Genomic DNA, 24,374 nt, shown 5'->3' with positions numbered 1-24,374 from the left:
CGTGAGGGGAAACTGAGCGCATGAACGCATCGCTGGCCGCACTGGCCTATCTGGTCGCCGGGGTCCTGTTCATCCTGTCCTTGCGCGGGCTGTCCAGTCCCGAGACCAGCCGTCAGGGCAATACCTTCGGCATGGTGGGCATGGCCCTGGCCGTCGGCGTGACCCTGCTGACCCTGTGGTGGACGCATACGCTGGACCCGCTGACTCTGGCGCTGATCGCGGGCGGCGTCATCGTGGGTGGCGGGGCAGGGGCCTTCATCGCCGCCAAGGTCAAGATGACCGACATGCCGCAACTGGTCGCCGCCTTCCACAGCCTGGTCGGTCTGGCCGCCTGTCTGGTCGCGGTCGGGGCCGTTTATGCGCCCGAAAGCTTCGGCATCGCCACCGAGGCAGGCGGCATCAAGACCCTGTCGATCATCGAGTTGTCGCTGGGCGTCGCCATCGGGGCCATCACCTTCACCGGCTCGGTCATCGCCTTCGCCAAGCTGGACGGGCGGATGAGCGGGGCACCCATCATCCTGCCGGCGCGGCACCTGATCAACATCGGCCTGGCCCTGGCTCTGGTCTTCCTGATCGGCATCCTGATCGGCACGGGCGGGACGGCGGTCTGGGCCTTCTGGGGCGTGTTCCTGATCGCCCTGATCCTGGGCGCGACCCTGATCATCCCCATCGGCGGGGCGGACATGCCGGTGGTGGTGTCGATGCTGAACTCCTATTCCGGCTGGGCGGCGGCGGCCCTGGGCTTCACGCTGGAGAACATCGCCCTGATCATCACCGGGGCGCTGGTCGGCTCCTCCGGCGCGATCCTCAGCTACATCATGTGCAAGGGCATGAACCGCAGCTTCATCAGCGTCATCCTGGGCGGCTTCGGCGGTGAGGCGGCGGCGGCGGGCGGCGGTGCGGTCGAGACCCGCCCCGTCAAACAGGGCAGTGCCGAGGACGCCGCCTTCATCATGATGAACGCATCCAAGGTCATCATCGTCCCCGGCTACGGCATGGCCGTCGCCCAGGCCCAGCACGCGCTGCGCGAAATGGCCGACAAGCTGAAGGAGGAGGGGGTCGAGGTGAAATACGCCATCCACCCCGTCGCCGGCCGCATGCCCGGCCACATGAACGTCCTGCTGGCCGAGGCCAACGTGCCCTATGACGAGGTGTTCGAGCTGGAAGACATCAACTCCGAGTTCGCCAACTGCGACGTCGCCTTCGTCATCGGCGCCAACGACGTCACCAATCCCGCCGCCAAGACCGACCCGACCAGCGCCATCTACGGCATGCCGATCCTTGACGTCGAAAAGGCCGGCACCGTGCTGTTCATCAAACGCGGCATGGGCAGTGGCTATGCGGGCGTCGAGAACGAGCTCTTCTTCCGCGACAACACCATGATGCTGTTCGCCGACGCCAAGAAGATGGTCGAGGGGATCGTGAAGGGGCTGTGAGGTGATCCACCCCGACGACTGGGAGATCCTGCTGCGAGAGCCGCGTGCCGATACCGTTGTCGATTGGCTAATCTGGCTATTTTTCACTGGGCCAGTGATGATCTTGGCACTCGCTGCGGGGTGGCGAAGGTTGCGAGATCGCCGCGCGCCAGCGAGGGCAGGCCTCCTGACTGTCGGGGCGCTGCTGATACTGCTTACCGGCTACGGCATTTGGCACGGTGTAAACATTCGGCTTGTGCAAGCGGCTTGCTGGCGGGGCGGACCGGACGCCGTCTCTGAAACCTGGAAGGCCTACTGCCGTGACATACCCCCTCAGGGCGTGGAAGGTTACTATTGATTGCCTTGTCGGCAGAGCGAGCAGGGTGGGTTCAACAAGGAGACAGCCATGGCCGAGTTGAAGACCCAAGCCACCGACGCCTCCGTCGCCGACTTTCTGGCGGCGGTGGAGCCGGCGGGTCGGCGAGCGGATGCCCAAACGCTGGCGACCCTGCTGACAGAGGTATCGGGCGAGACCCCCGTCATGTGGGGGACGTCGATCGTCGGCTTCGGGCGCTACACCTATGTGAACACGACGAAGAAGCCCGCCGACTGGCCGATCATCGGCTACTCGCCGCGCAAGGCGAACCTGACCATCTACATCATGCCCGGCTTCGATGGTTACGAGGACCTGCTGGCGCGACTGGGCAAGCACAGGACCAGCGTGTCCTGCCTGTATCTGAACCGGCTGTCCGACGTCGATCTGGACGTGCTGCGCGAGATGGCGACGCGCTCCGTGGCCTGGATGCGCGCGCGATATCCTTCCGCAGGCTGAAGACCCTATCGCCCACCCTGCAGCGGCGCTATCACGCGCCCGTGAACACCGCCGCCGCCCAGACCCCCACCCCGCATCGCCGTTTCGAGGCGCTGGATTCCCTGCGCGGGGTCTGTGCGATCCTGGTGGTCATGTTCCACATGCCGGTGGCCAGTCACTGGCGAGACTGGGGGCTGGTCCAGCACGGCTATCTGTTCGTCGACTATTTCTTCGTTCTGTCGGGCTTCGTCATCGCTCATGCCTATGCCGAGCGGCTGAGGACGCCGCGCGACGCGGGGCGGTTCATGGTGCGCAGGCTGGGGCGGGTCTGGCCTCTGCATGTCCTGATGCTCGCCGCCTTCATCGGGCTGGAGCTGGCGCGGCTGTGGTTCAGCATCGATGCGGCCACGCCCTTCACGCGCGATCGGTCGGTGGAGTCGATCTTCACCAACCTGCTGCTGATCCAGGCCTTCAACATCCATCCGTCCCTGACCTGGAACGGGCCGTCGTGGACGCTGAGCGTGGAGGTCGGCTGCTATGTGGTCTTCGCCGCTCTGCTGCTGCTGACCCCGCGTCGTTGGCGCTGGATCGGGGTCGTGCTGGCCGTGATCGGGGCGGTGCTGGTGCTGTTGTTCGCGAAGCGCTGGATGAACACCACCTATGACCTGGCCTTTCCGCGTGCGGCCTATGGCTTCTTCCTGGGCTGCATGCTGCAGGGGCTGTGGCTGCGCATCCCGCGCCTGAAGGGTGGCGCGGCGACCCTGCTGGAGATCGCCGTCCTGCTGGCCATCGGCCTGTTCATCGCCTGGGCGACCGGGCCGGTGACGGTGGCGGTCACCCTGCTGTTCGTCCTCGGTGTCTGGGTCTTTGCGGGCGAGGAGGGGGCGGTGTCCCGCTGGCTGGACACCCGGCCCCTGATCACCCTGGGCCGGTGGTCCTTCTCGATCTACATGGTCCACATGTTCGTGATCGTGGTCACCCTGATCGTGGCGCGAAAGCTGGACTGGATGCCCGGCGGTCGCCGCATCGACTTCGGCTCGGTCTGGCTGAACGACCTGTTCGCCGTGGGTCTGTTCGTCGGCATCGTCGGACTGGCGCTGCTGGCGCACCGGTTCGTGGAAATCCCCGCCCAGCGCTGGATCGACCGCAAGACCAAGCCGTCGTCAGCTCGCTAGACCTTGCCGCCACGCGCTTCCAAGCGCCTTGCGATCAAACACTGCCAGCCAGATTACGGCGGCAAGACCGGCCAGGATTCTCAACGACCATGTGACGATCACGATGGCCAGTTGCAGCAGGATGATCGCCGCCTGAAGCGCCAGCGTGCCGAAATAGACGAGGAAGAAATACCCGCCCACAATCCAGAATGCGAAAACCATCACGCCGCCATGCGGAAATCTTCGGACGGGTCGAAGGCTGGCCGTGCCTCGTCCCACAGGGCGTCCTCGTCGGCATAGCGGGCTGACAGGCGGGCATCGATGACGTCGATCACCTGCTCTTCCAGACGGTCCCAGACGACGGCCAGCGCGCCCAGGCCATCCCCTTCGCAGGGCACGATCAGATAGCGGGACGAGGCGACTGCGGAAGCGGGGGCGAAGCGGCTGGCGATGCGGGTCATGGGGTCAACTCCGGTGGCGCGGGACTGCGTCGAGACTGACCATGAGACAGTGTTGCGTCAGAAACGGTCGTATGTCAGAAAAAAATCATGAGACACGAGAAGGCCGGCATGATGATCGAACTGGCGCGCCGCATGGCCGCCAGCGCCGAAGGCCTGACGCTGGACGATATCGTGCGCGAGATGGACGTCGGGCGCCGCACCGCCGAGCGGATGCGCGACGCTATCCTGGACTTGTACCCTCAGACCGAAGAGGTCTCCGACTGGCCCAACAAGCGCTGGCGCATCCGGGGCGGTCTTTCTGCCTTCGAACAGGCCCCGACGGCCGAGGAACTGGTCGAACTGACGCGGGCCGCCCAGGGCCTGCGCGCCACGGGAGAGCCGGGGCGGGCCCAGGCGCTGGAAAGTCTGGAGCGCAAGCTGAAGTCGGCCATCCGTTCGACGACCCTGAACCGTCTGGCCCCCGATCTGGAGGCCTTGGTGCGGGCCGAGACCCTGGCGGTGCAGGCGGGACCCCGTGCCTCGGCCGACGAGGCCGTGCTGGCCGAGGTGCGGCAGGCGGTGCTGGCGGGCCAGCCCCTGGGCTTCATCTACAGCCGTCCGGGGGCCGAGGCGCGCCGCCGCGTCATGACGCCCTGCGGCCTGATGTTCGGCCGCGCCAACTATCTGGTCGCCGCCGAGCCGGACAGCGGCACGATCAAGACCTTTCGCCTGGACCGGATGAGTGCGGTCAAGGCCGAGCCCGGCACCGCCACTCCGCCCGCCGACTTCGATCTTCAAGTCTTCGCCGGCCAGTCCTTCGGCATCTATCAGGACGCCATCGAGGATGTGGTGCTGAAGATCACGCCCGAGGGGGCCGCCGAGGCGCGCGTCTGGCGCTGGCACCCGACCCAGTCGCTGGAGGACCAGCCGGACGGCGGCGTCATCGTCCGCTTCCGCGCCTCGGGCATGCGCGAACTGGCCTGGCACCTGTTCAGCTGGGGTCAGCAGGTCCGCATCCTGGCCCCGGAGCGGCTGAAGACGGTCATGGCCGACGAACTGGCGGCGGCTCAGGCTGCCCTTGCCCAGCCCCAGACGTGAACCGAATTTAAGACGACGGCCCGCGCCCGACCACGCTAACGTCGGTCATCGAACCAGCAGGGGGATGAGGCGTGAGCAGGCGGTTTTTGGCATCTTGTGCAGCGGTAATCCTGACTGCCTCCGTCCTTGGTGCCTGTGCGACCCCATCGCCCCCCATGATCACCCAGACACCCGGCAAGGCCCAGCCCGCTGCCGAAGTCGCGGTGACGCGCGACGGTGACGTCTGGACCGCCGACTATGTGTTCGCCGACGATGCGCCCGTCTGGGGCTTCGAGCGATCGACGGTGATCGAGGGCACGCGTGAGCCCTGGCGGCCGCGTGACTGGCAGGTGACGACGCCCGGTGTCGTGTTGGAGCGGGTCGGCGATCTGGACGTGCTGCGCAGTCTCGACGGTCGTCTCGTGCCGCGCCAGGTCAGCCTGCGCCTGACGCCCAGCAGCGACGATCTGGAGGCCGATTATTCGATCCTCAAGTTCACGGACGGCTCCGTGGCCATGTACAGCGGGGCCTTCGACGTCTTTCCGCTGCCGTCGCTAGAGGCCATTCCTGAAACGATAGAGCGTGGCACGGAGCGCGAATGGGGGGCTGTGCGGATCACCTGGACCGACCGGGCCGGGCCGGTCCTGCTCAAGGGGGAGCGGCTGGCCCAGGCGACGGCGCAGGACGCCAATGCCTATGTCCTGTTCGGTCAGGCCCAGATGAAGGAAACCGACCGGCTGGTCACGGTGGTCGATCCCGAACTGCCCGCATGGCTGGTCGCCACCATCGAGGACTTCGCGCCGCGCGTGATCGACTACTACGGTCAAAGGCTGGGGCCGGGCGAAACGCGACGGCCGACCATCATGGCCAGCTGGTATGGCCCCAATCCCACCCACACCAGCCTGAGCGGCAGCGTCCTGCCCGGACTGATCACGGCCAGTTTCGAGGGCAAGGCCCTGCTGACCGAGGAGCCGGACATTCTGGCGCGGAACCGCTGGTTTATCGGTCATGAGGGCGCGCATTTCTGGCTGGGCCAGACGGTGCGCTACGAGCGGGCGCGGGATTCCTGGATCACCGAGGGCGGGGCGGACCTGATGGCTGTCCGCGCGCTCAAGACGCTGGACCCGACCTACGACGCGCAGGCCGAGCTTCAGCTGGAAGTCGATGACTGCATCAAGCTGGGCACCCGGCCGGTCAGCGAGGCGGGGCGCCGCGGCGAACACCGCGCCTTCTACGCCTGCGGGGCCGTGTTCGCCCTGGCGGCGGAGGCGGCGCAGAAGCGGGCGACCGGCGGCGACTGGTTCGACTTTCTGAGGCCCCTGATCGACGAAAGCCGCGAGGACGGCGTCCTGACGCGCGAGGAGTGGCTGGCTCATCTGACGGCGGTGTCAGGCGATCCCGAACTGAGGGCGCGGATCGAGGTCCTGCTGGACAACGGAGCTGCCGATCCGACACCGGTCATCGCCGCCCTGTTCGACCGCTCGGGCGTCGCCTACCGCCTGCTGACAGACGGGAAGATCGAGCTGATCTAGGTCGCCGCGAACGGATAGGGGCTGACCGACTTGGACCAGTCGTCGACCGTCAGGGGGCGATCCACGGGCGGTGCCGCGCGCTCGGCGCAGGGGTGGCGGTGGCACAGGCGGCAGGCAGGGCCAATGGGCGTGATCTCGGGCGCGGTCAGGTCGAGGCCGCGCGCGTAGGTAAGGCGGTGCGCATGCTTCAGCTCGCACCCCAGGCCGATGGCCAGGTCGTGGCCCTCGGTGAAGGCGTCGCTGCCCTGGCGATCAACGGTGCGGGCCAGGGTGAACCAGCGGCCTCCATCGGGCGTCTCGATGATCTGGGTGACGATCCGGCCCGGCGTGCGAAAGGCGCTGTGCAGCCGCCAGCGCGGACAGGCCCCGCCGAACCGCGAGAAAGGAAAGCTGCCGGAGGCATAGCGTTTGGAAACATTGCCCGCCTGATCGACCCGCATCAGGAAGAAGGGCACCCCTCGCGCCGTCGGCCGCGACAGGGTCGTCAGGCGGTGCGCCGCTTGTTCGTAAGAGGCCCCGAACCGCGCCTGCAGCCGGGCCAGATCATAGCCTGTCTCCTCCGCCGTGCGCTGGAAAGGGCCGTAGGGCATCAGGATGGCGGCGGCGAGCGTGTTGGTCAGAGCGACCTTCAGCAGGCGGCGAGTAGCCTCGTCAGGCGCGGCGGCGGCCTCGGCCATCGCCGTCAGTTCGGCGTCGTGCTCGGACAAAGCCAGTTGGAAGGCGACGGCAAAGGCCCGCGACGACGGCCCCAAGGTCTCGGACAGCAGCAGGCGGCGGCGGTGAAAATCGAACCGCCGCGTCCACTGCACCATGACTTCGGCGGGCAGGGTGCGCACGCTGAGGCCATGGGTCGATTGCAGGCGCGCGCGCACACGCGTCTCGAACGGTTCGCCCGGTGTGGCGGCGTCCAGTGCAGTCGCCAGCGTCTCGCCCAGCGTATCCAGTTCGGGAAAATGGTTGGCGCGGGCCTGAATATAGTCGCGGACCCAGTCGGCCGGGCTGTCGTCGTCACCGCCGGTCTCGGCCCGGTCTCGCGTCCGCCGGTCGGCAAAGGCGCGGTAAAGCCGCAAAAGGGCATCCGCCGCCGCGGGCTGATCCTCGGCCATCTGCACGATCTCATGGCGCGGGACGCTCAGTCCCTGAAACAGGGGATCGGCAAAGGCCTCGGCCAGTTCCGCCTCCGACGCGGTGCCCCCTGATTGGCCCAGGGTGCGCAGATCGACGTCATAGGTGTCGGCCAGACGCAGCAGAAGCTGGGCCGACACGGGCCGCTGGTTACGTTCTATGTGATTAAGATAGCTGGGCGAAACGCCCAGATCGGCGGCCATGGCCGTCTGGGTCAGCGACAGATCGCGCCGCAGCCGTTTCAGCCGCCCGCCCAGAAACAGTTTGCGATCCGCCGTGTCCATACCGGCATAATGTCACATCATGACTTAACGGCAAGTGTCATAGTATGACCGAATGACATCATTTAGGAATCTTCCACTGTATCATTCATGACTTCGGCGTGTTTCCTTGGCTCGACACCCGGCACATCCGGCCGGACACCCTGAGCAGAGACCCAGACCATGACAACCTTCGCCGACCTGGTCCCTTCGCCCGCCGGCCGTTTCGACGGTATCGAGCGCCCCTACACGCCTGAGGATGTCCTGCGCCTGCGCGGCTCCGTGCCCGTTACCCACACCCTGGCCGAGCGCGGTGCCAACCGCCTGTGGGAACTGCTGCACTCGGAACCCTACATCAACGCCCTGGGCGCCGTGACCGGCAACCAGGCCATGCAGATGGTCCGCGCGGGTCTGAAGGCCATCTATCTCTCGGGCTGGCAGGTCGCCGCCGATGCCAACACCGCCGGGGCCATGTATCCGGACCAGTCGCTGTACCCGGCCAATGCCGCGCCGGAACTGTGCCGCCGGATCAACCGCACCCTGCAACGCGCCGACCAGATCGAACATGCCGAGGGCGGGGCCAAGCGCGACTGGTTCGCCCCCATCGTCGCCGATGCCGAGGCCGGCTTCGGCGGCCCGCTGAACAGCTTCGAGATCATGAAGGCCTTCATCGAGGCGGGTGCTGCCGGCGTTCACTTTGAGGATCAGCTGGCCTCCGAGAAGAAGTGCGGCCACCTGGGCGGCAAGGTCCTGATCCCGACCCAGGCCCACATCCGCAATCTGGTCGCCGCCCGCCTGGCCGCCGACGTCATGGGCACGCCCACGATCACGGTCGCACGCACCGACGCCGAAAGCGCCCAGCTGATCACCTCGGACATCGACGAGCGCGACCAGCCCTTCATCGACCGCGACAACCGCACGCCCGAAGGCTTCTTCCGCCTCAAGGAAGGCACAGGTCTGGACCACTGCATCGCGCGCGGCCTGTCCTACGCCAACATCGCCGACCTGCTGTGGTGGGAAACCAGCCACCCCGATCTGGACGACGCCAAGAAGTTCGCCGAGGCGGTCCAGAAAGAGCATCCCGGCAAGCTGATGGCCTACAACTGCTCGCCCTCCTTCAACTGGAAGGCCAAGCTGGACGACGCCACCATCGCCAAGTTCCAGCGCGAGCTCGGTGCCATGGGCTACAAATTCCAGTTCGTGACCCTGGCCGGCTTCCACAGTCTGAACAACGGCATGTTCGAACTGGCCGACGGCTACCGCGATCGCGGCATGGCGGCCTATTCCGAGCTCCAGCAGCGCGAGTTTGCCAACGAAGCCATCGGCTACACCGCCACCCGCCACCAGCGCGAGGTCGGCACCGGCTATTTCGATCAGGTCGCCACGGTCATCTCCAACGGCCAGTCCTCGACGACCGCCATGAAGGAATCGACCGAAACCGCCCAGTTCCAAGCCGCCGAATAGTCAGGAAACAGACCATGGAACCGCTGCAACGCCCCCAGGCCATCATCGACTTCTGCCTGGCCCCACTGGACCTCGATCCCTCGAACGACGCCGCCACCGAGGTCCGCCGCCGCCTGGAACACGTCATCAAGACCTTTCAGGCCAAGGCCCCCACGCCCGTCGCCGTCGACTTCTCGCGCATGCCGTCACAGGTGATTAACGAGGCTGCACACGGCTACGAATAGGACGGGTTGGTCCCGCCGCCTGGCCCCGGTCAGGCGGCGAGGGCGGCCGTGCGGTGGGGCAGGGTGCTGACCAGCTGGATCAGCTCTGCCGCATCGAAGGGCTTGGCCAGATGCCGGTCTGCGCCCGCCGCGACACCGGCCTGGATGTGCTCGCTCAAAGCATTGGCGGTTAGCATGACGATCGGCGTGGGCTTGAGGCCCGCAACAGCCTCCCACTGCCGGATTTCGCGCGTCGCCAGCAGGCCATCCATGACCGGCATCTGCATGTCCATCAGGACGATGTCGAAGTCGGACTGGCGGAAGGCCTCGACGGCCTCGGCTCCGTTCTCGGTCTCGACCAGCTCGATACCGATCTGGGCCAGGATCATCTGGACCACCTTGCGATTTACGGGATGGTCGTCGGCCAGCAGCACGCGCAGATGACGGGATGTCGTCGCTTCGGCCACGGGGGGCACAACCGCAACCGGAGCTTCGGCCTTGGGCAGGGGCACGGTCAGGATGAAGGCGGAACCGCCACCCACTTCGCTCTCGCAGTCCAACTCGCCGCCCATCATGGCCGCCAGCTGATGCGAAATGGCCAGGCCCAGGCCCGAGCCGCCGAACTTGCGCGTGATGGCCCCGTCCGCCTGTTCAAACCGGCTGAACAGGCGGCTGCGCGTCTCCGCATCGAAGCCGATGCCGGTGTCCTCGACGGTGAAACGAACCATGGGCCGGCCCTCGCGGTCGGGCACCGGCAGGGCGGTCAGGGTGACCATGCCCCGGGCCGTGAACTTGACCGCATTCAACACAAGATTGGTCAGGATCTGCTTGATCCGCACCACATCGCCGACCACCCAGCCGTCCAGTTCAGGCGCGACCTCCACGATCAGGCGCAGGCCTTTTTCGCCGGCCATAGCTTCATACAGCTGCGCCGCCTCGCGCACGGCGCGTCCCAGGTCGAATGGCTCGGGCGTCAGCTCCAGACGCCCGGATTCGACCCGCGCCAGGTCCAGAATGTCGCTGAGCAGAACCTGTAGCGTCTGCCCCGACGAACGGATCAGCTGCAGCATTTCCTTCTGCTGAGCCGATAGTTCAGTCTGGGCCAGGGCTTGGGCCACGCCGATGACGCCGTTCAGTGGCGTGCGGATTTCATGGCTCATATTGGCCAGGAACTGGCTTTTGGCGGTGTTGGCGGCCTGGGCGGCATCCCGCGCCTCAGCCAGAGCCTGGGCATCGCGCTTCAGGTCGGTGATGTCGTTGACCAGGGTGACGATGCCGCCCTCGGCGGTGGCGCGATCCTGCACTCTCAGCCAGCGACCGTCCGAAAGCTGCTGCTCGACCGTCTCGGACAGGCTGGCGCGGACCTTCATCCGCTCCTCGATCCACGCTTCATCGTCGCCACCCGTGTCGGGGTGCACGCCGGCTTTCAGATCCAGCCGCAGAATCTCACGGAAGGACATGCCGGTAACGAGCCTGGGTCCCACCTGGGGGTTGAGCTCGGCATAGCGAGCGTTCCAGAGGATGAGCCGATCACGCGCATCGTAGAACCCCATACCGTCAGGCATGGCCTCGATCGCTTCCCTGATCTGGGCAATGGCACTGTGCCGGGACCAGTAGACCAGGCCGCCCAGAAAGCCCGCAATACCGATCCCCAGCGCAACCGAGCCGCGGACCCAACCGCTGACGATGTTTTCGCCGACCAGATGGCTGGCTGGCACTGCCAGAGGATCGGGCACCAGTGTCACGGCACCCATGGTGATGAAATGGGAAAGCAAGACGCCCGTCGATGCCAGCAGGGCGGCAATCATCAGCTGCCTGACGCTCTTGTTATTGTTTTGCCAGGCCCCCGCACCTGTCACCAGAGCACTGACGACTGCGGCGATGGTGACGACCGACCAGTCGAGCCGGATCGCATAGCCCTGAACGAAGGTCGCCTTCAGGCTGAGGACGGCCATGACGACGAACAATACGGCCCCCGAACCACCGGCGACGGCGCGCCAGGGGGCCGTCTTGCCGCGGGTGGAGATCACATAGGTCGTGCACACTGATGTCAGGGCCGCCAGATAGGAGGCTATCACCAGTCCGACGTGGAAATGCAGCATGCTGCCGAAGTCGTAGCCGTTCATGGCCACGAAATGGGTCGTCCAGATCGTCAGGCACCCTATGACCAAGGAACCCAGACCCTTGGTCAGACGCCCGCGATGGGCCCCCTCCCGGGCGTCTGCCAGTAGCTTGAAGGCAATGGACACGCCGACAAAACAGATCAGCGCCGCCAACGCGGCCCATCGCCAGTCGTGATGCGAGACCAGATTGTCGAAAAACGTCAGCACTCGTCCCCCTGTCCGACAAGCGTGACAGGAGAAGGTGAAAAAAAGGTACGGACCTAGGCTGTAGCGGGCCGCGCAACGACTACGGGCAGCGAGCGGCCCAGAACTCTTACGGGATTGATCTGACGATCGTCGCGACGCACCTCAAAATGCAGATGCGGGCCGGTCGAACGGCCGGTCGAACCCACCAGGCCGATGCGCTCACCATCACTCACGGCGGTGCCAGAGGCGACGTCGACCCTGCTGAGATGGCCGTACAGGGTCGTCATGCCATTGGGATGCCGGACCTCGATGAAACGCCCATAGCCATTGGCGTCATAGCCAGTCCGCAGCACGACGCCCTCGCTGGCGACGTAAACGCTGGTGCCCATCGGAGCAGCGATATCGACACCGTCGTGGTGGCGCGCCGCCGCCTCGTCGGCCAGACGACGCAGGCCGAAGGGCGAGTTGATCGCATAGCCGCGCACGGGCTCGGAAAAGGCGATCAGCCGGGTCACGGGGCCGGGCGCCTGCACAACGGCCGTTGTCTCAGTGACTTCCGGGGCTAGTACAGCTTCGACTTCAGTCTGCATGGCAGGGGGCAGGGGGGCTGCAGCAGCAGCGAAGACAGCCACACTGGCCAGGATGGCCAGTTGGCTGGAGTGGATCAGGAAAGACCGGGCGGTCAGCATCAGGCGTCGCATGGGCGGCGTCGGCTCCGTCTGGCTCTAAGAGCGGTTGGGGTGCCGACGGGCCGCAGACTTCAGGCGACGCTCTCGGTCGGCGACCGGGAAGGCCGCCTTTCTAAGACTCCGTGGGGCGACTTTGGGGCGTCCGTAGCGGCAGGTCGTCGCAGGCATGGAACACAAAAGGGGCGCACGACCCGATGATCGCGCGCCCCTTGTTCAAGTTCGAAAGGTGCTACTGGAGCGGCAGTTTCAACGTTATCGCCCCGACATGGCTGTCGGCACTGTCACCGAAGCGGCCACGATAGCCCGCCGACATCCGGAACGGTCCGACGTCCGCTTCCACGCCGGCAGACGCCATCAGAGAGCCCCCGAACGGATCGTCGAACGAACGCGACAGGATCTGGGCCGGATTGCCGGCGATGCCGACCCGAACGTCGTCGCTGCTGTCACCGAAGGTGTCGCGATAGCCGCCCTCGACATAGAAGTTGACGTCGTCCCCTCCGCCTTCGGCCCTCAAGGAGACTTCGCCGCTGGCGGCGGCCACCGTGCGGTCCTGATAGCCGTATTCAGCCGCGAAGCCCGTTTCGTTGTAGGCATTCACGTCCGTCGATACGTAAGACAGGGCCGCGCGCGGCGAGATGGCGATGCCGCCCATGTCGAACCACAGACCTGCCTGAACCTTGGCCCCCAGGCTGCCGCCGTCGGTCTCGCCCATGTGCACGATCGGGGCCAGGGACGTTAGGCGCGAGATGTCGTCATACTGGTCGATCGAGCCGCCTGCAGTCGCGTTCAGGAACATGTCCCCCATACGCCAGCCGGCATAGGCGTCGATGGCATAGGAGCGTACGTCGAACTGCATGGCCCCGGCCTCGACCTCGGTCTCGCGCAGGGTGGCGGTGAAACCGTACCGGGCGGTGGGCGATGCGACATAGTCCAGACCGGCCCGACCGCCCCAGCCTGTGGCGTCGGCAGAGGCGATGCTGCCACGTGCATCTGTCTCGACGCTGTCGGCGATGACGGCAAAGGTCATATGGGTCCCTGGCACCCAGGGTGCATAGCCGGACACCATCTCTCCCGTCAGGTCCAGAAGGTCCTGGCGCTGACGGAAGCCGGTTTCGGCCTGGACCGTCGATTGGGCGCCGATGTCGCCGTAGTAGAGGTAGTCGTTGGCCAGTTGCGCCAGCAGACGGTGGCCTGCAGCAGTGGGGTGAACCCCGTCCCAGTAAAGGTAGCCATCGGGATTGGCGCAGACGCTGACCCCCGTGAAACAGCTATCCGTCACATTGGTCAGGCCGAACCGGCCCGGGTTGGCCCTCAACGGATCGCTGATCTTGTACAGGTCCATCAAGATGATGTTGCTGCCCGGCCGAGCCGCCGCCGTCGTGAACAGGTTGGAGAGCAAGGCGCTGTTGAACGTCGTGCCCGAAAAATCCGCCAGGGCCGATCCGGCCGGACCGACCAGAGGATTTGTGGCTGCGAACTGTGGCGTAATGCCCAGTCGCGGCAGATTGCTGACCAATATGGTCCCTGCGCCTGCCTGCGCGATGCTGTTGACGATCACATTGATGTCGCTGGCGGCCGACACCGCGACCGCTTGCATGGTGCTTTGCGCCGTCAGCGGATTTGCCGCGGCACCAGGGAATGCCTGGAAGATGTTATTCGCCCCGCCCAGGACGCTGACCAGATCATTAGCTCCGAAGGTGCCGCCCGCGCCGGTGTAGCTGGCCAACTGTGCCCGCATGCCTGGAGGGGAGGCGGCAAAGTCTGTCCGCGCACCGCCGAAGGCATAGTTGACGCTGCCGGTCACCGGGGCACCAGCTGTAAACCGCCCGGCGTTGAAGCCCAGCAATTCTGTGAAGACGGGACCATTCGAGAAGCGACCCTGGAAATAGGGTGCGGGCGGCTGGCCCGAGATGGCGAACAGATTTCCATTGTCGCTCAGGCTGTCGCCGAACACGACCAGGCGATTGTAGGTCTGGGCCTGGGCGGCGCTGGTGACTGTGCCGAAAGCGGCCACGGCCAGTGCGGCCGCGCAGGCGTTGCGCAGAAAACGAGACATGTTGATCCTCCCTCGGCCGTCATCATGCGACCGTTGAGGGGACTGTGCGCCCGTTCGCGCAGGACGCAAGATGCCGCTGCGTCAGCTTTCAGTGCAACATTCGAAAGCGCAGCGTTCCGGCAACACTCTTCAGGGCACGGAGCGCTTCTGGATCATAGTCGCGGTCCACGTCGGTAATGACATAGCCGGTCCGTTCGTCCGTCTTCAGATGTTGTCCCAGGATGTTCAGCCCGGCAGAGGTCAGTTCGCGGTTCAGCTCGGCCAGCACCCCCGGTTGGTTGGTGTGGATGTGCAAGATGCGGTGCGCGCCGGACACCTCGGCCAGCTGGACGTTAGGCAGATTGACGCAGAAGGTCGTGTCGCCCCGGTTCAGATAGCCCAGCAACCGCTCGGCCGCGAACTCGGCGATGGCCTCCTGCGCCTCCTCGGTTGAGCCGCCGATGTGGGGCGTCAGAATGACGTTCTTAAGCCCCATCAGTGGACTGTTGAACGGGTCGGCATTGGTGCGCGGCTCCTCGGGGAAGACGTCCAGCGCCGCTCCGCCGATCCGGCCCGCGCCGATCGCCTGGGCCAGGGCTCCGATATCGACGACATGGCCGCGCGACAGGTTCAGGAACAGCGTTCCCGGCTTCATGGCCTGGAACTGCGCCGCGCCGATCAGGGCGGTGTTGTCGGTCCGGCCATCCACATGCAGCGACACGACATCGGCCTCGCTCAGCAGGGCCTCCAGCGAGCGCATGCGCCGCGCATTGCCCAGCGCCAGTCGCTCGGACAAATCGTGGAAGATCACCCGCATGCCCAGCGCCTCGGCCAGGACCGACAGCTGCGAACCGATGGCCCCATAGCCGACGATGCCCAGCGTCTTGCCACGCAGTTCGCGCGAGCCGTCGGCGGACTTGTTCCACTGACCCTGGTGCATCGCAGCAGACTTGTCGGCCACGTCGCGCATCAGGGTGATGGTCAGGCCGATGGCCAGCTCGACCACGCTGCGGGTGTTGGAATAGGGGGCATTGAACACCGCCACGCCGCGCGCCGAGGCCGCCTCCAGATCGATCTGGTTCGTCCCTATGCAGAAGGCGGCGACGGCCATCAGCCGGTCGGCCTGTTCCAGGACCCGTGCGCTGACCGTGGTCTTGGAGCGAATGCCCAGGACGTGCACGCCCTTGAGGGCCGCGATCAGTTCGTCCTCGTCCAGCGCGCCCTTGCGGGTCTCTACCGAATAGCCTGCCTCTTCCAGTCGATCGACGGCGGCGGGGTGTATGTTTTCCAGCAGCAGCATGCGAATGCGACTGCGGGGATAGGACCAGCGCCCGGCCAGACCCTCGGCATGCAGCAGTTCGTCCATGGACGGGGCCTCGGCATCCGCGACCTCGACCACCCGCTCGCGCCGCACGATCTCGGTATAGGCATAGAAGCGGTCTGCGGCCCCGGCCAGCTTGACCTCGGCATCGTTCCAGCCGTCACCGATCATGACGATGGGGCGGGGGAAGTCGTGCGCCGCGATGACCTTCGGTTTGCCGTCGGCATGGGCCAGGGGATTGGTCTCAACTGCGCCCGTCACGCGGCCTGTCGCATCGTAGGTCAGGTCGTTGCACAGGACCCGATCGGGCGCGATGCCCAGGCGCTCGGCGATCGGGGTGATGATCTCACGAAAGCCGCCGGACAGGATGACGATGCGGTGCGCATTCTCGCGGAAGAAACGCAGGTTACGCCGGACGGATGGCGTGCCTTCTTCAAGGATGCGGTTGGCCAGCGCCTGGACGTGTTTGTGGGTGAGGGGAAGCAGGGCCAATCTCTGCTTCAGCGCCTCGCCGAAGCCGATCTGGCCATTCATGGCCTGATCGGTCAGGCGCGCGACATCCGCGCGGATCGCGTCAGCTTCCGAATGGCCGGCCAGGGCGACGTCGGCCAGAGCCTCCAAGGTCTCGATCCGGACCAGCGTGGAATCGAAGTCAAAAATAAGGGTCGCGGGATCAGACATCCCGCGACCTTGTCTCACCTTCGCAAGTGCAGCAACCGCTTAGGTCGCCGTGGTCCTAGAAACGGCCCAGCTTGCGGATCTTGCTGTCGGGCTGCTGGGTGTCATAGGCGGCCGCGGCGATGGCAGCGGCGATGGTCACCAGCGCCAGAATGGCTCCGCCTTCCTTGGCATGGTCGCGGGCGTAATGGCCTGCGTCGCTGGCATAGCGGCGCGCCGTCTTGCCATGCTTTTTCAGGGCCTTGCGCGAACCGCGACGTGTGTCGTCGAACCAGCGGCTAGAGCGGTGACGCGCTTCATCCGTGAAGTCATGCGCCCGTTCACCGGCGTCGGACAGCGTACTGCGGACCGTGTCGGCCAGGCCGCCAAATCGACCACGCAGGCCGTCGGTATCGACCCAACCGCGCGGGTCGAAGCGCTCACGCAGGCGCTCGTAGCGGGTCGGGCCCGACCGCTGGCTCAGCAGCAGGGCGGCAATACCGACACCGGCCAGAACGGCGACCACCCCGCCGGTGATGCCAGGGTGCTTGCGGATTTCGTCGATGGGGGAAAACTGCTGGTCCATGAAATGTCTGCCTTTTCGTGGGCGGCGTCGTGGGACGCCGGAGGTCGCGAAACGCCCGTTCCGCGTTGCAGCAACAGCGATCCACGCCGCAAGAAGTTCCCACTTATGGCCAAGGTTTTCCTGACGAGAAAGCCTACACGGGTTGCAGGACTTACGTTTGCCGTCCGGCCTACCTATCTTGCGACCCTTCCGATTATCGCCGTCATTCCAAGGAGACGCCGTGACTGATCACGCGCCCCCCACCGCCGTTTCGCCGATCCGCGACGACCTGGCCGCCGCCTTTCAGATCGAGGGCTGGCCCGTACGCGGCCGCCTCGTGCGCCTAGGCGACACCATCGACACCATCCTGGCGGCTCATGACTACCCCGAGCCTGTCGCGGCGCTGCTGGGCGAGGCCTGTGCCCTGGCAGCGCTGGTCGGCTCCAGCCTGAAGTTCGAGGGCCGTCTGATTGTTCAGGCCCAGGGCGATGGGCCGGTGCGTTATGTGGTGGCCGATTACGACACCGACGGCCGCATGCGCGGATATTGCCGGTTCGATGCCGATGAGGTGGCTGCGGCATCTCAGGGCTTCTTGCGGCCCGGCGCGCGGGCATTGCTGGGACAGGGTGTCTTTGTCATGACCCTGGACCGCGGCCCCGACTTCGAGCGTACCCAAGGGATCACGCCCATCGAGGGTGAAAGCCTGTCGCTGGCCGCCGAACATTATTTCCAGCAGTCCGAACAGATCCCGACCAAGGTGCGCCTGGCGGTTGGCGAAGTCTCGACCGAAGCGGGCCGCAGCTGGCGCGCGGGCGGGGCGCTGATCCAGCTGATCGCGGGCGACGAGGCGCGGGGATCGACTGAAGAGGCCTGGGACCGCAGCCGTGCCCTGTTCCAGACCCTGGCCGACGACGAACTGCTGGACCCCACGATTACGCCGGAGACCTTGCTGTTCCGTCTGTTCCACGAGGATGGTGTGCGGCTGGAGGACGCCCGCGCTCTGGTGGCCGAATGCCGCTGTTCAAAGGGCCGCATCGCCGGTGTCCTGACCTCCTTCACGCCCGAGGAGCGTGGCGACATGGTCGAGGCCGATGGCAAGATCCGCGTCACCTGCGAATACTGTGCGACCGTCTATGAGCTGGAGCCGGAAGAGGTCGTGGCGGGCTGAAGTGCGGCGGGCGGAGAGGCGGTGGTCGGTCCCACCGCCAGCACGCCATCGAACGCGCCTTCCTCATGCGGTGCCAGAATGATGCCGCGTGCCTCGGCGTCGTGGATTTCCCGGTCCGTATGAGGGCCGCAAATCTGGCGGCACCCCCAGCTGCCACCACCCTGCTGAGGCGTGTTAAGGGTCAGGGTGTCGGGGCCGTAAAGATGGCCGGCAGCAGGCAGGCCAACCTCAGGCCAGTCGGCGAATGGCAGTTTGCGTGCATGTAGATTGCCGACCAGAATGAAGATGCGCGCCTGTGGACGGTCGACCAGTGGACGGCTCATGCCATAGGCCATCTCCAGCTCCCACCAGCCTTGGTCGCGCCCGGTGATCACTGACATCCGCGCCGCAAAGGGTCGCAAGGCGATGTCATGGCCCGCTGCCTTCAGCCTCCAGAAGCCGATGATCATGTCGAACATGGCTTGGCTGTGCCGACCGTCATCGCGGCGTGGATCACCGAAATCTCCAGCTTTGAGAAAGCGCGTAGCCGTCGCCTCATCAGGTGCCGCCATGACGAAATCCAGCAACGGCTTGTCCGTCTCCGGCAGCTCCAGACCCACCGACACCGGACCCTGACGCGCTGCCTCACAGACAATCGACAAGAAAGCCGTGGGAGTCTCGACCGTGCCGTGTGTTTCGCCGACGACGATGATGCGCTCCGGTCGCTCCAGCAGTGCGGGTGTGCCTTGCGGCGCATCGCAGGGTGACTGGCTCGACAGCAAGGCCGCAGCGAATAGCGCAATCATAAGAACCCCCGTCCACGCAGCCAGCGCTGCCCGACAACTATGGGTGGGCGAGATTGTGGCGGACGCATGACCATGAGTTCATTTGAACCTACCGCAGCTGTCGGACATTAAGCCCGGCCATGATCCTCAGTTTCTTGTCCGCTTTGACCTTGTCCGCTGCGCCGCTGATAGAGCCTGCGCCGCCCTGTCGGTTTGCAGGCGGGGTGCGCAGCTGGACGGCTCAGGCGCTGGGGGCCTGGGATCGGCTGGATCGCGAGCGGCTGCGCATCGCCCAGCCTGTGACGCCGGTCATTACCCTGTTCGATGCACGCTGCGCCTATACCCTAACCCCTGATCGGCGTGGTGACTTCCGTGTGGGCCTGCGACGTTACTCAGCCCAGGCCAGCGCTCATGCGGGGCAGGTGGCCCTGCCGGATGGCTCATCTGTGCCGGCCACGCGGCTGGCCTTCGCGTCTCCGACATCGGACGGGGGCATGTTCTTCATTATGGCCCTGCCTTCGCTGTGGCAGGCAAACGGCTCGGAGCCACGCGATTGGCGGCTGCTGTCTATGGTCGTCTTCATGCATGAGTTCGCCCATACCCAGCAGGGTCTGGGGCTGGGGCGTCGGGTCGATGATTTGCTGATGCGCGGTCTGCCCGAGGATACCGACGACGACATCGTCCAGGATCGGTTCGGTGCCCGCGCTGGCTACCAGGCTGCCTATGAGGCCGAACGCGACCTGTTTTACGGTGCCGCCACGGCCCTGGGAGCCGAGGGGGCGCACACTGCCCTGTCGCAGGCTGCGCAGCGGATGGGCCAGCGTCGTGAGCGGTGGTTCACCGGCGCGGATACCGTCTACGCCGAGGCTGACGATGTCTTTTTGACGTTGGAAGGCACCGGCAACTGGGCCGCCTGGACGTGGCTGACTGATCCCCGCGGCGGGCGGTTGTCCCCCGTCGATGCCACCACCTTCGTGCGCGGGGGCCAGACCCAGTGGAGCCAGGATCATGGTCTGGGCATCATGCTGGCCCTGGACCGCATCAGCCCGGACTGGCCTGCCATCGCCTTCGCGCCGCGCGGCGTGACGGCGGACGAACTGATCGCGCGGGCCCTAGTGCGTCAGTAGGCGATGGCGATACCATCCTTGCGCATTTCGGTCGCCGCACCATAGGTCCAGGGGCCGCGTTCGTTGATCTGTCGTACCACGTTCTGATAACCGCCAAAGCCGCCGTCGGGCGGACCCAGCACCCAGCCCATCTGCTCCAGTGCGCGCTTCGTCGCCTCAGGCACGCCGGTCTCCAGGTGCAGGACGCCGACGCCCTGCGCTGGCTGCCCGGTCGGCTCGGACGAGCCGTAGTGCTGCCAGCGCGGGCTGTCGCCGGCTTCTTGCGGGTCCAGGCCGTAGTCGACCATGTTGATGATGATCTGAGCCTGGCCCTGAGGCTGCATGCCGCCGCCCATGACGCCCATGGCCATCCAGGGCTCGCCATCCTTGCAGGCAAAGCCGGGGATGATGGTGTGGAAGGGCCGCTTGCCTGGCGCATAGACGTTGGGGTGGCCGTCGGTCAGGGCGAACAGCTCGCCCCGGTCCTGGAACATGAAGCCCAGGGTCTGGCCATCGACCCCGTCGGGCACCAGGCCGGAGCCCATGCCGCGATAGTTGGACTGGATCCAGCTGACCATCATCCCGTCCTTGTCTGCCACGCTGAAATAGGTGGTGTCACCTTGCGTGGGCGCATCGCCGGGGAAGACGCGGTCCATGACCCGGTCGGGCCGGATCAGGCGGGCGCGCTGGATGGCGTATTCCTTGGAGTTCAGCCACTCGACCGGTGTCTGGCTGAAGCGCGCATCGGCGAACCATTTCGCCCGGTCTTCGAAGGCCAGTCGCTTGGCCTCGGCCTGGTGGTGGACCGATGCGGCGGACTGAAAGCCCATGCCCTTCAGATCGAACTGCTCGCAGATGTTCAGGATCTGATTGGTCGACAGCCCCTGGGTATTGGGGCCCAGGCCATACACCTCGACACCGCGATAGGTGGTGCGGATCGGCTCGACCCATTCGGTGCGGTGCGCGGCCAGGTCAGCGCGGGTCATCCAGCCGCCGATGCGCCGGAAATAGGCCTGCATCTGATCGGCCAGCGGCCCGTCATAGAAGGCATCGCGCCCGCCCTCGGCGATCAGACGATAGGTGCGGCCCAGGTCCGGATTGGCGAAGACCTCGCCGACCCTGGGTGTGCGGCCGCCCGGTGCGTAGACGCGCTTCCTGTTCTCGTTCTCTTCGATCAGGGCAGCGCGGCGGTCGAAGCCGGCCATGCCGCGCTCCAGGTACCAGGCGATCAGTTGGGGCATGGGCACGCCCTGTTCGCACAGCTCGGCGACGGGCAGCAGAACATCCTTCCACGGCAGCTTGCCGTACCGCTGATGCGCGCTCCACCAGGCGTCGACGGTACCGGGCACATTGACTGTCACCGCCCCGACCGCGGGCAGATAGCCGTCCACAGCCTTTGAGCGCGCCGTCGCCAGCGACAGCCCCTGCGGGCTGTTGCCCGAGCCGTTGAAGCCGACGACCTTCCGCTGAGCCGGGTCCCACATCATGCAGAACGCATCGCCGCCAATGCCGTTGGCCACCGGCTCCAGAAAACCCAGCGCCGCATTGATGGCGATGGCCGCGTCAATGGCCGAGCCGCCGCGCTTAAGCGTCTCGATCCCGATCAGGGTCGCGGTCGGATGCGCCGTCGCCGCTGCGCCATTGGCCCCCCAGACGGTCGAGCGCCCGACGAACTTCACCCCGCTGTTGCGGTCGCCGGGGCCGATGCCGGCATACGGATCGACAGGACGGGGTCGGGGAGGTGGGGTTGCTGCAGGCACCTGAGCCTGAGTCTGCGACCACGCCTGAGCGTGCCCTGCGCTTGCACCAGCAATCAAGGCTCCTGCGGGCAGGGTCGAAAGAAAGGTCCGACGGCGCATAAGGCAGGCTCCCTGAAGTCAGGGCTCGAACCGTATAGCGTTCGCACGACTTGTGAAGCGCCCTCGGTCCTGCCGGATCAGCCGGTCCGCCAGTCGCTCAGCACACTGCCGTCCGTATCCTCGAAGGCGACACGATCCAGCTGCACTGCTGCGATACACACAGGGCGCTGGTCCACGCTGCTGGCGCGGCAGTGTATGGCCCGGCCATCCGGGAAGGCGGTGAACCGGCCCTCCAGCACCAGCCGGTAGCCACCCGTGTGCGGGGGCGGGGGTTGGTCCCCCTCACCACGAATGGTGAAGCTGTAGGCCCGACCGTTGCGACGATCCAGACGCGATCCCTCGGGCTCGAATACGGCGGCCAGGCCTACGGTCTGAGGCGAACTGACAGCTGCGGGGCCGGCCGGGGTCTGGTCCGCGCGAACCTGCGGACAGGTGTCAGCACGCAGCCAGGGCCGGGCGAGCCATATCCCTTCGGCCGCCTCCCAGATCGGCTCTTCGCCTGCGACGAGCGCGGTATCCGTCCAGTCGCCGGGCGTCAGTGTCAGGCGCTGTGTCTGGCCGTCCTCGCTGGCCGACCAGCCGGCCAGGCCATCGCTGACCACGGCCGTAGAGGGTAGGGGCCCACCGCAACCGAAGGCCTGACGGATCATGAAGCGACGCCCCACCAAGGTGTCCTGGCCTGACAGCGAAGCCCCGCTGGCATAGGCCGCAACGGCCGTGTCGACGGCGGCCAGAAATCCTGCGCGATCAAAGACGATGGGCGTGGCCGCAACCGTGATCGGCGCGGGGGCTGGCGCAGGCGTCGGCACTTCGACTGGCGCTTCAGTCTTCCGGTCGCAGGACGCCAGTCCCACAAGCAGGCTGGCGGCGGCGAGGGCGAACAGGGGAGAGCGAAGACGTAGGGGCGGTCTGGGCATGCAACCACCCTAGCACGTCAAACGCTTTCGTGTGGACCCGCGTCCGCCTTATGGTTGACGTCGTGGGTCTGCGGGGGCAGCAGAGCGTATGAATTTCGATCAGATTGCCGCTCTGGTGGTCCTCGTCGCCGTCATCGGCGCGTTGATTCATGGGAAGCTCCGCGCCGACGTGGTCGCCCTGACGGGTGCGGCAGCGCTGCTGATCATGGGTGTCGTACGGCCGGTCGAGGTGCAGGGGGCTTTTGCCAGCCCGGCAGTCATCGCCCTGGCCGGTCTGTTCGTCATTGCCTACGCCATCGAGGTTACGGGCCTGCTGGGTCTGCTCATTCGTCAGGCTTCGGCCCTGGCAAAGAGGGTCGGCGCGCGCGGGATATGGATGGTCATCGGCATGTGCGGTGCCGTCGGGGGCTTTCTGAACAATACGCCCGTTGTCGTCTTGGCCGCGCCGGTCATCCGCGACGTGGCCGAATCGCTGAAGCTGTCCCCGAAGCGGTTCCTGATGCCCCTCAGTCACGTCAGTGTTCTGGGCGGACTGCTGACCCTGATCGGTACCTCGACCAACCTGCTGGTCAACGACATGGCGCGCAACGCGGGCCAGCATGTCTTCACCCTGTTCGAGATCACACCCGTCGGTCTCAGCATCGCCCTGGTGGGCGGACTGTGGCTGTATTTCGTGGGTGCGCGGCAACTGGGTCGTTCCGTGGCCGAAGACGAGGCAGAACGCGCCCGCCAGGCCGAGATGGAAGAGGCGCGTCGTCTGGAAGCGGAGGCCGCCGCCAGCAAGCGCCGGCGGATCCTGCCGTTCGGCCTGCCCCGGCTGGGCGAATCCCGCAACCAGTCCGATGGCTCCGGCGATGCCCATCTGGGGGATGTCACCCTGTTCGGTGCAGCAGACCGGCCGTTCAATCTGAAACAGGCCATGATCGCCTTGGGCGTCTTCGTGATCGTCATTCTGTCAGCGGCCATGGGCTGGGCCCCGATCGCGGCCTCCGCCTTTGCCGGAGCGGTCGCCCTGATCCTGCTTCGGGTCATCACGACCGAGGAAGCCTATGCCGGTCTGCGTCCTGAAATCCTGCTGCTGATCGCGGGCATGGTCGTTGTCGGCACGTCCATCGAGGTGACGGGTCTGGCCTCGGCGGGGGCCGAGCGGCTGATCGATGTGATCCGGCCACTGGGTCCGCTCGGGGCGCTGATCGTGCTCTATGGCGTAACCCTGTTTGCGACCGAACTGCTGTCCAATGCCACGGTGGCGGTGCTGATCACGCCGGTCGCGGTGGCTCTGGCCGAAAGTCTGGGCGTTGATCCCCGTCCGTTTCTCGTCTGCGTCATGATGGCCGCGTCGGCGGCCTTTGCCACGCCGTTCGGCTATCAGACCAATGTGCTGGTCTTCAACATGGGCGGCTACAGCTACATGGACTTCGTGCGGATCGGCATCCCGCTGAACCTGATCACCTGGGCCGCCGCCATGGTGGCGATCCCGATCTTCTTCCCGTTCTGATCGCG

Annotated in this window: 21 protein-coding genes; 10 read left to right on the top strand and 11 right to left on the bottom strand. The window is 66.1% G+C overall.

Going from position 1 to position 24,374, the window contains the following annotated elements; translation table 11 throughout:
- The first annotated feature begins 20 nt into the window (after positions 1–20).
- The 3 genes from AC4PRM_RS00465 to AC4PRM_RS00455 all read left to right on the top strand — a co-directional run bounded on the left by AC4PRM_RS00465 (position 21) and on the right by AC4PRM_RS00455 (position 3,401).
- On the top strand, positions 21–1,436 hold the full coding sequence (locus tag AC4PRM_RS00465) for an NAD(P)(+) transhydrogenase (Re/Si-specific) subunit beta (protein ID WP_492038397.1): 1,416 nt from the start codon (positions 21–23) through the stop codon (positions 1,434–1,436).
- Between the two features lie 385 nt (positions 1,437–1,821).
- Positions 1,822–2,247 (top strand): DUF1801 domain-containing protein, encoded by a 426-nt coding sequence (locus tag AC4PRM_RS00460; protein WP_492038396.1) that lies wholly within the window; start codon positions 1,822–1,824, stop codon positions 2,245–2,247.
- A 41-nt stretch (positions 2,248–2,288) separates the two neighbouring features.
- Complete coding sequence (locus tag AC4PRM_RS00455; RefSeq protein ID WP_492038395.1) at positions 2,289–3,401, top strand: acyltransferase family protein; 1,113 nt, start codon at positions 2,289–2,291, stop codon at positions 3,399–3,401.
- Here AC4PRM_RS00455 and AC4PRM_RS00450 read toward each other — a convergent pair.
- Both AC4PRM_RS00450 and AC4PRM_RS00445 read right to left on the bottom strand, forming a co-directional pair.
- Positions 3,390–3,602: a hypothetical protein gene (locus AC4PRM_RS00450; RefSeq protein ID WP_373255566.1), complete on the bottom strand. Its 213-nt coding sequence runs from the start codon at positions 3,600–3,602 to the stop codon at positions 3,390–3,392. The genes AC4PRM_RS00455 and AC4PRM_RS00450 overlap by 12 nt on opposite strands.
- Complete coding sequence (locus tag AC4PRM_RS00445) at positions 3,602–3,841, bottom strand: hypothetical protein (protein WP_373255565.1); 240 nt, start codon at positions 3,839–3,841, stop codon at positions 3,602–3,604. Before AC4PRM_RS00445 ends, AC4PRM_RS00450 begins: the two co-directional genes overlap by 1 nt.
- An 87-nt stretch (positions 3,842–3,928) precedes the next feature.
- On the opposite strand from AC4PRM_RS00445, the gene AC4PRM_RS00440 reads away from it, so the two are divergent.
- Positions 3,929–4,918, top strand: a complete 990-nt coding sequence (locus tag AC4PRM_RS00440) for a helix-turn-helix transcriptional regulator (RefSeq protein WP_492038394.1) — start codon at positions 3,929–3,931, stop codon at positions 4,916–4,918.
- Positions 4,919–5,073: 155 nt separating this feature from the next.
- Positions 5,074–6,429: a hypothetical protein gene (locus AC4PRM_RS00435; RefSeq protein ID WP_492038393.1), complete on the top strand. Its 1,356-nt coding sequence runs from the start codon at positions 5,074–5,076 to the stop codon at positions 6,427–6,429.
- Here AC4PRM_RS00435 and AC4PRM_RS00430 read toward each other — a convergent pair.
- The gene (locus tag AC4PRM_RS00430) at positions 6,426–7,838 is read right to left on the bottom strand and encodes a helix-turn-helix domain-containing protein (RefSeq protein WP_492038392.1); all 1,413 of its coding nucleotides are present in this window, start codon (positions 7,836–7,838) and stop codon (positions 6,426–6,428) included. The genes AC4PRM_RS00435 and AC4PRM_RS00430 overlap by 4 nt on opposite strands.
- A gap of 159 nt (positions 7,839–7,997) precedes the next feature.
- Here AC4PRM_RS00430 and aceA point away from each other — a divergent pair, with 159 nt between their 5' ends.
- Both aceA and AC4PRM_RS00420 read left to right on the top strand, forming a co-directional pair.
- Positions 7,998–9,278: an isocitrate lyase gene (gene aceA, locus AC4PRM_RS00425; protein WP_492038391.1), complete on the top strand. Its 1,281-nt coding sequence runs from the start codon at positions 7,998–8,000 to the stop codon at positions 9,276–9,278.
- Positions 9,279–9,292: 14 nt separating this feature from the next.
- Complete coding sequence (locus AC4PRM_RS00420) at positions 9,293–9,502, top strand: hypothetical protein (protein ID WP_373255560.1); 210 nt, start codon at positions 9,293–9,295, stop codon at positions 9,500–9,502.
- A 29-nt stretch (positions 9,503–9,531) separates the two neighbouring features.
- Here AC4PRM_RS00420 and AC4PRM_RS00415 read toward each other — a convergent pair whose 3' ends face one another.
- From AC4PRM_RS00415 to AC4PRM_RS00395, 5 genes are all read right to left on the bottom strand, one after another.
- Positions 9,532–11,811, bottom strand: a complete 2,280-nt coding sequence (locus tag AC4PRM_RS00415) for a response regulator (RefSeq protein ID WP_492038390.1) — start codon at positions 11,809–11,811, stop codon at positions 9,532–9,534.
- A 53-nt stretch (positions 11,812–11,864) separates the two neighbouring features.
- Positions 11,865–12,491, bottom strand: coding sequence for a M23 family metallopeptidase (locus AC4PRM_RS00410; protein ID WP_492038389.1), 627 nt, complete (start codon positions 12,489–12,491; stop codon positions 11,865–11,867).
- A gap of 217 nt (positions 12,492–12,708) precedes the next feature.
- Positions 12,709–14,535, bottom strand: coding sequence for an autotransporter domain-containing protein (locus AC4PRM_RS00405; protein ID WP_492038388.1), 1,827 nt, complete (start codon positions 14,533–14,535; stop codon positions 12,709–12,711).
- An 88-nt stretch (positions 14,536–14,623) separates the two neighbouring features.
- Entirely contained in the window at positions 14,624–16,516 is a 1,893-nt protein-coding gene (serA, locus tag AC4PRM_RS00400; RefSeq protein ID WP_492038387.1) for a phosphoglycerate dehydrogenase, read from the bottom strand.
- 55 nt (positions 16,517–16,571) lie between these two features.
- On the bottom strand, positions 16,572–17,078 hold the full coding sequence (locus AC4PRM_RS00395) for a hypothetical protein (protein WP_487923261.1): 507 nt from the start codon (positions 17,076–17,078) through the stop codon (positions 16,572–16,574).
- A 220-nt stretch (positions 17,079–17,298) separates the two neighbouring features.
- Between AC4PRM_RS00395 and AC4PRM_RS00390 the strand changes: the two genes are divergently transcribed.
- Entirely contained in the window at positions 17,299–18,225 is a 927-nt protein-coding gene (locus AC4PRM_RS00390; RefSeq protein WP_492038386.1) for an Hsp33 family molecular chaperone, read from the top strand.
- Here AC4PRM_RS00390 and AC4PRM_RS00385 read toward each other — a convergent pair.
- On the bottom strand, positions 18,189–19,010 hold the full coding sequence (locus tag AC4PRM_RS00385; protein WP_492038385.1) for a hypothetical protein: 822 nt from the start codon (positions 19,008–19,010) through the stop codon (positions 18,189–18,191). The genes AC4PRM_RS00390 and AC4PRM_RS00385 overlap by 37 nt on opposite strands.
- 119 nt (positions 19,011–19,129) lie before the next feature.
- On the opposite strand from AC4PRM_RS00385, the gene AC4PRM_RS00380 reads away from it, so the two are divergent.
- Positions 19,130–20,116, top strand: a complete 987-nt coding sequence (locus AC4PRM_RS00380) for a hypothetical protein (protein ID WP_492038384.1) — start codon at positions 19,130–19,132, stop codon at positions 20,114–20,116.
- On the opposite strand, the gene AC4PRM_RS00375 is transcribed toward AC4PRM_RS00380, so the two are convergent.
- Entirely contained in the window at positions 20,110–21,954 is a 1,845-nt protein-coding gene (locus tag AC4PRM_RS00375) for a gamma-glutamyltransferase family protein (RefSeq protein WP_492038383.1), read from the bottom strand. The genes AC4PRM_RS00380 and AC4PRM_RS00375 overlap by 7 nt on opposite strands.
- Before the next feature lie 77 nt (positions 21,955–22,031).
- Positions 22,032–22,871 (bottom strand): hypothetical protein, encoded by an 840-nt coding sequence (locus tag AC4PRM_RS00370; RefSeq protein ID WP_492038382.1) that lies wholly within the window; start codon positions 22,869–22,871, stop codon positions 22,032–22,034.
- A gap of 88 nt (positions 22,872–22,959) precedes the next feature.
- Here AC4PRM_RS00370 and AC4PRM_RS00365 point away from each other — a divergent pair, with 88 nt between their 5' ends.
- Complete coding sequence (locus tag AC4PRM_RS00365; RefSeq protein WP_492038381.1) at positions 22,960–24,369, top strand: SLC13 family permease; 1,410 nt, start codon at positions 22,960–22,962, stop codon at positions 24,367–24,369.
- Positions 24,370–24,374: the final 5 nt, after the last annotated feature.

Source organism: Brevundimonas sp. DW-iso22 (assembly GCF_058725425.1).
Note: the sequence above shows the minus strand (reverse complement) of the source record. Positions and strands in the feature narration are given on the sequence as shown.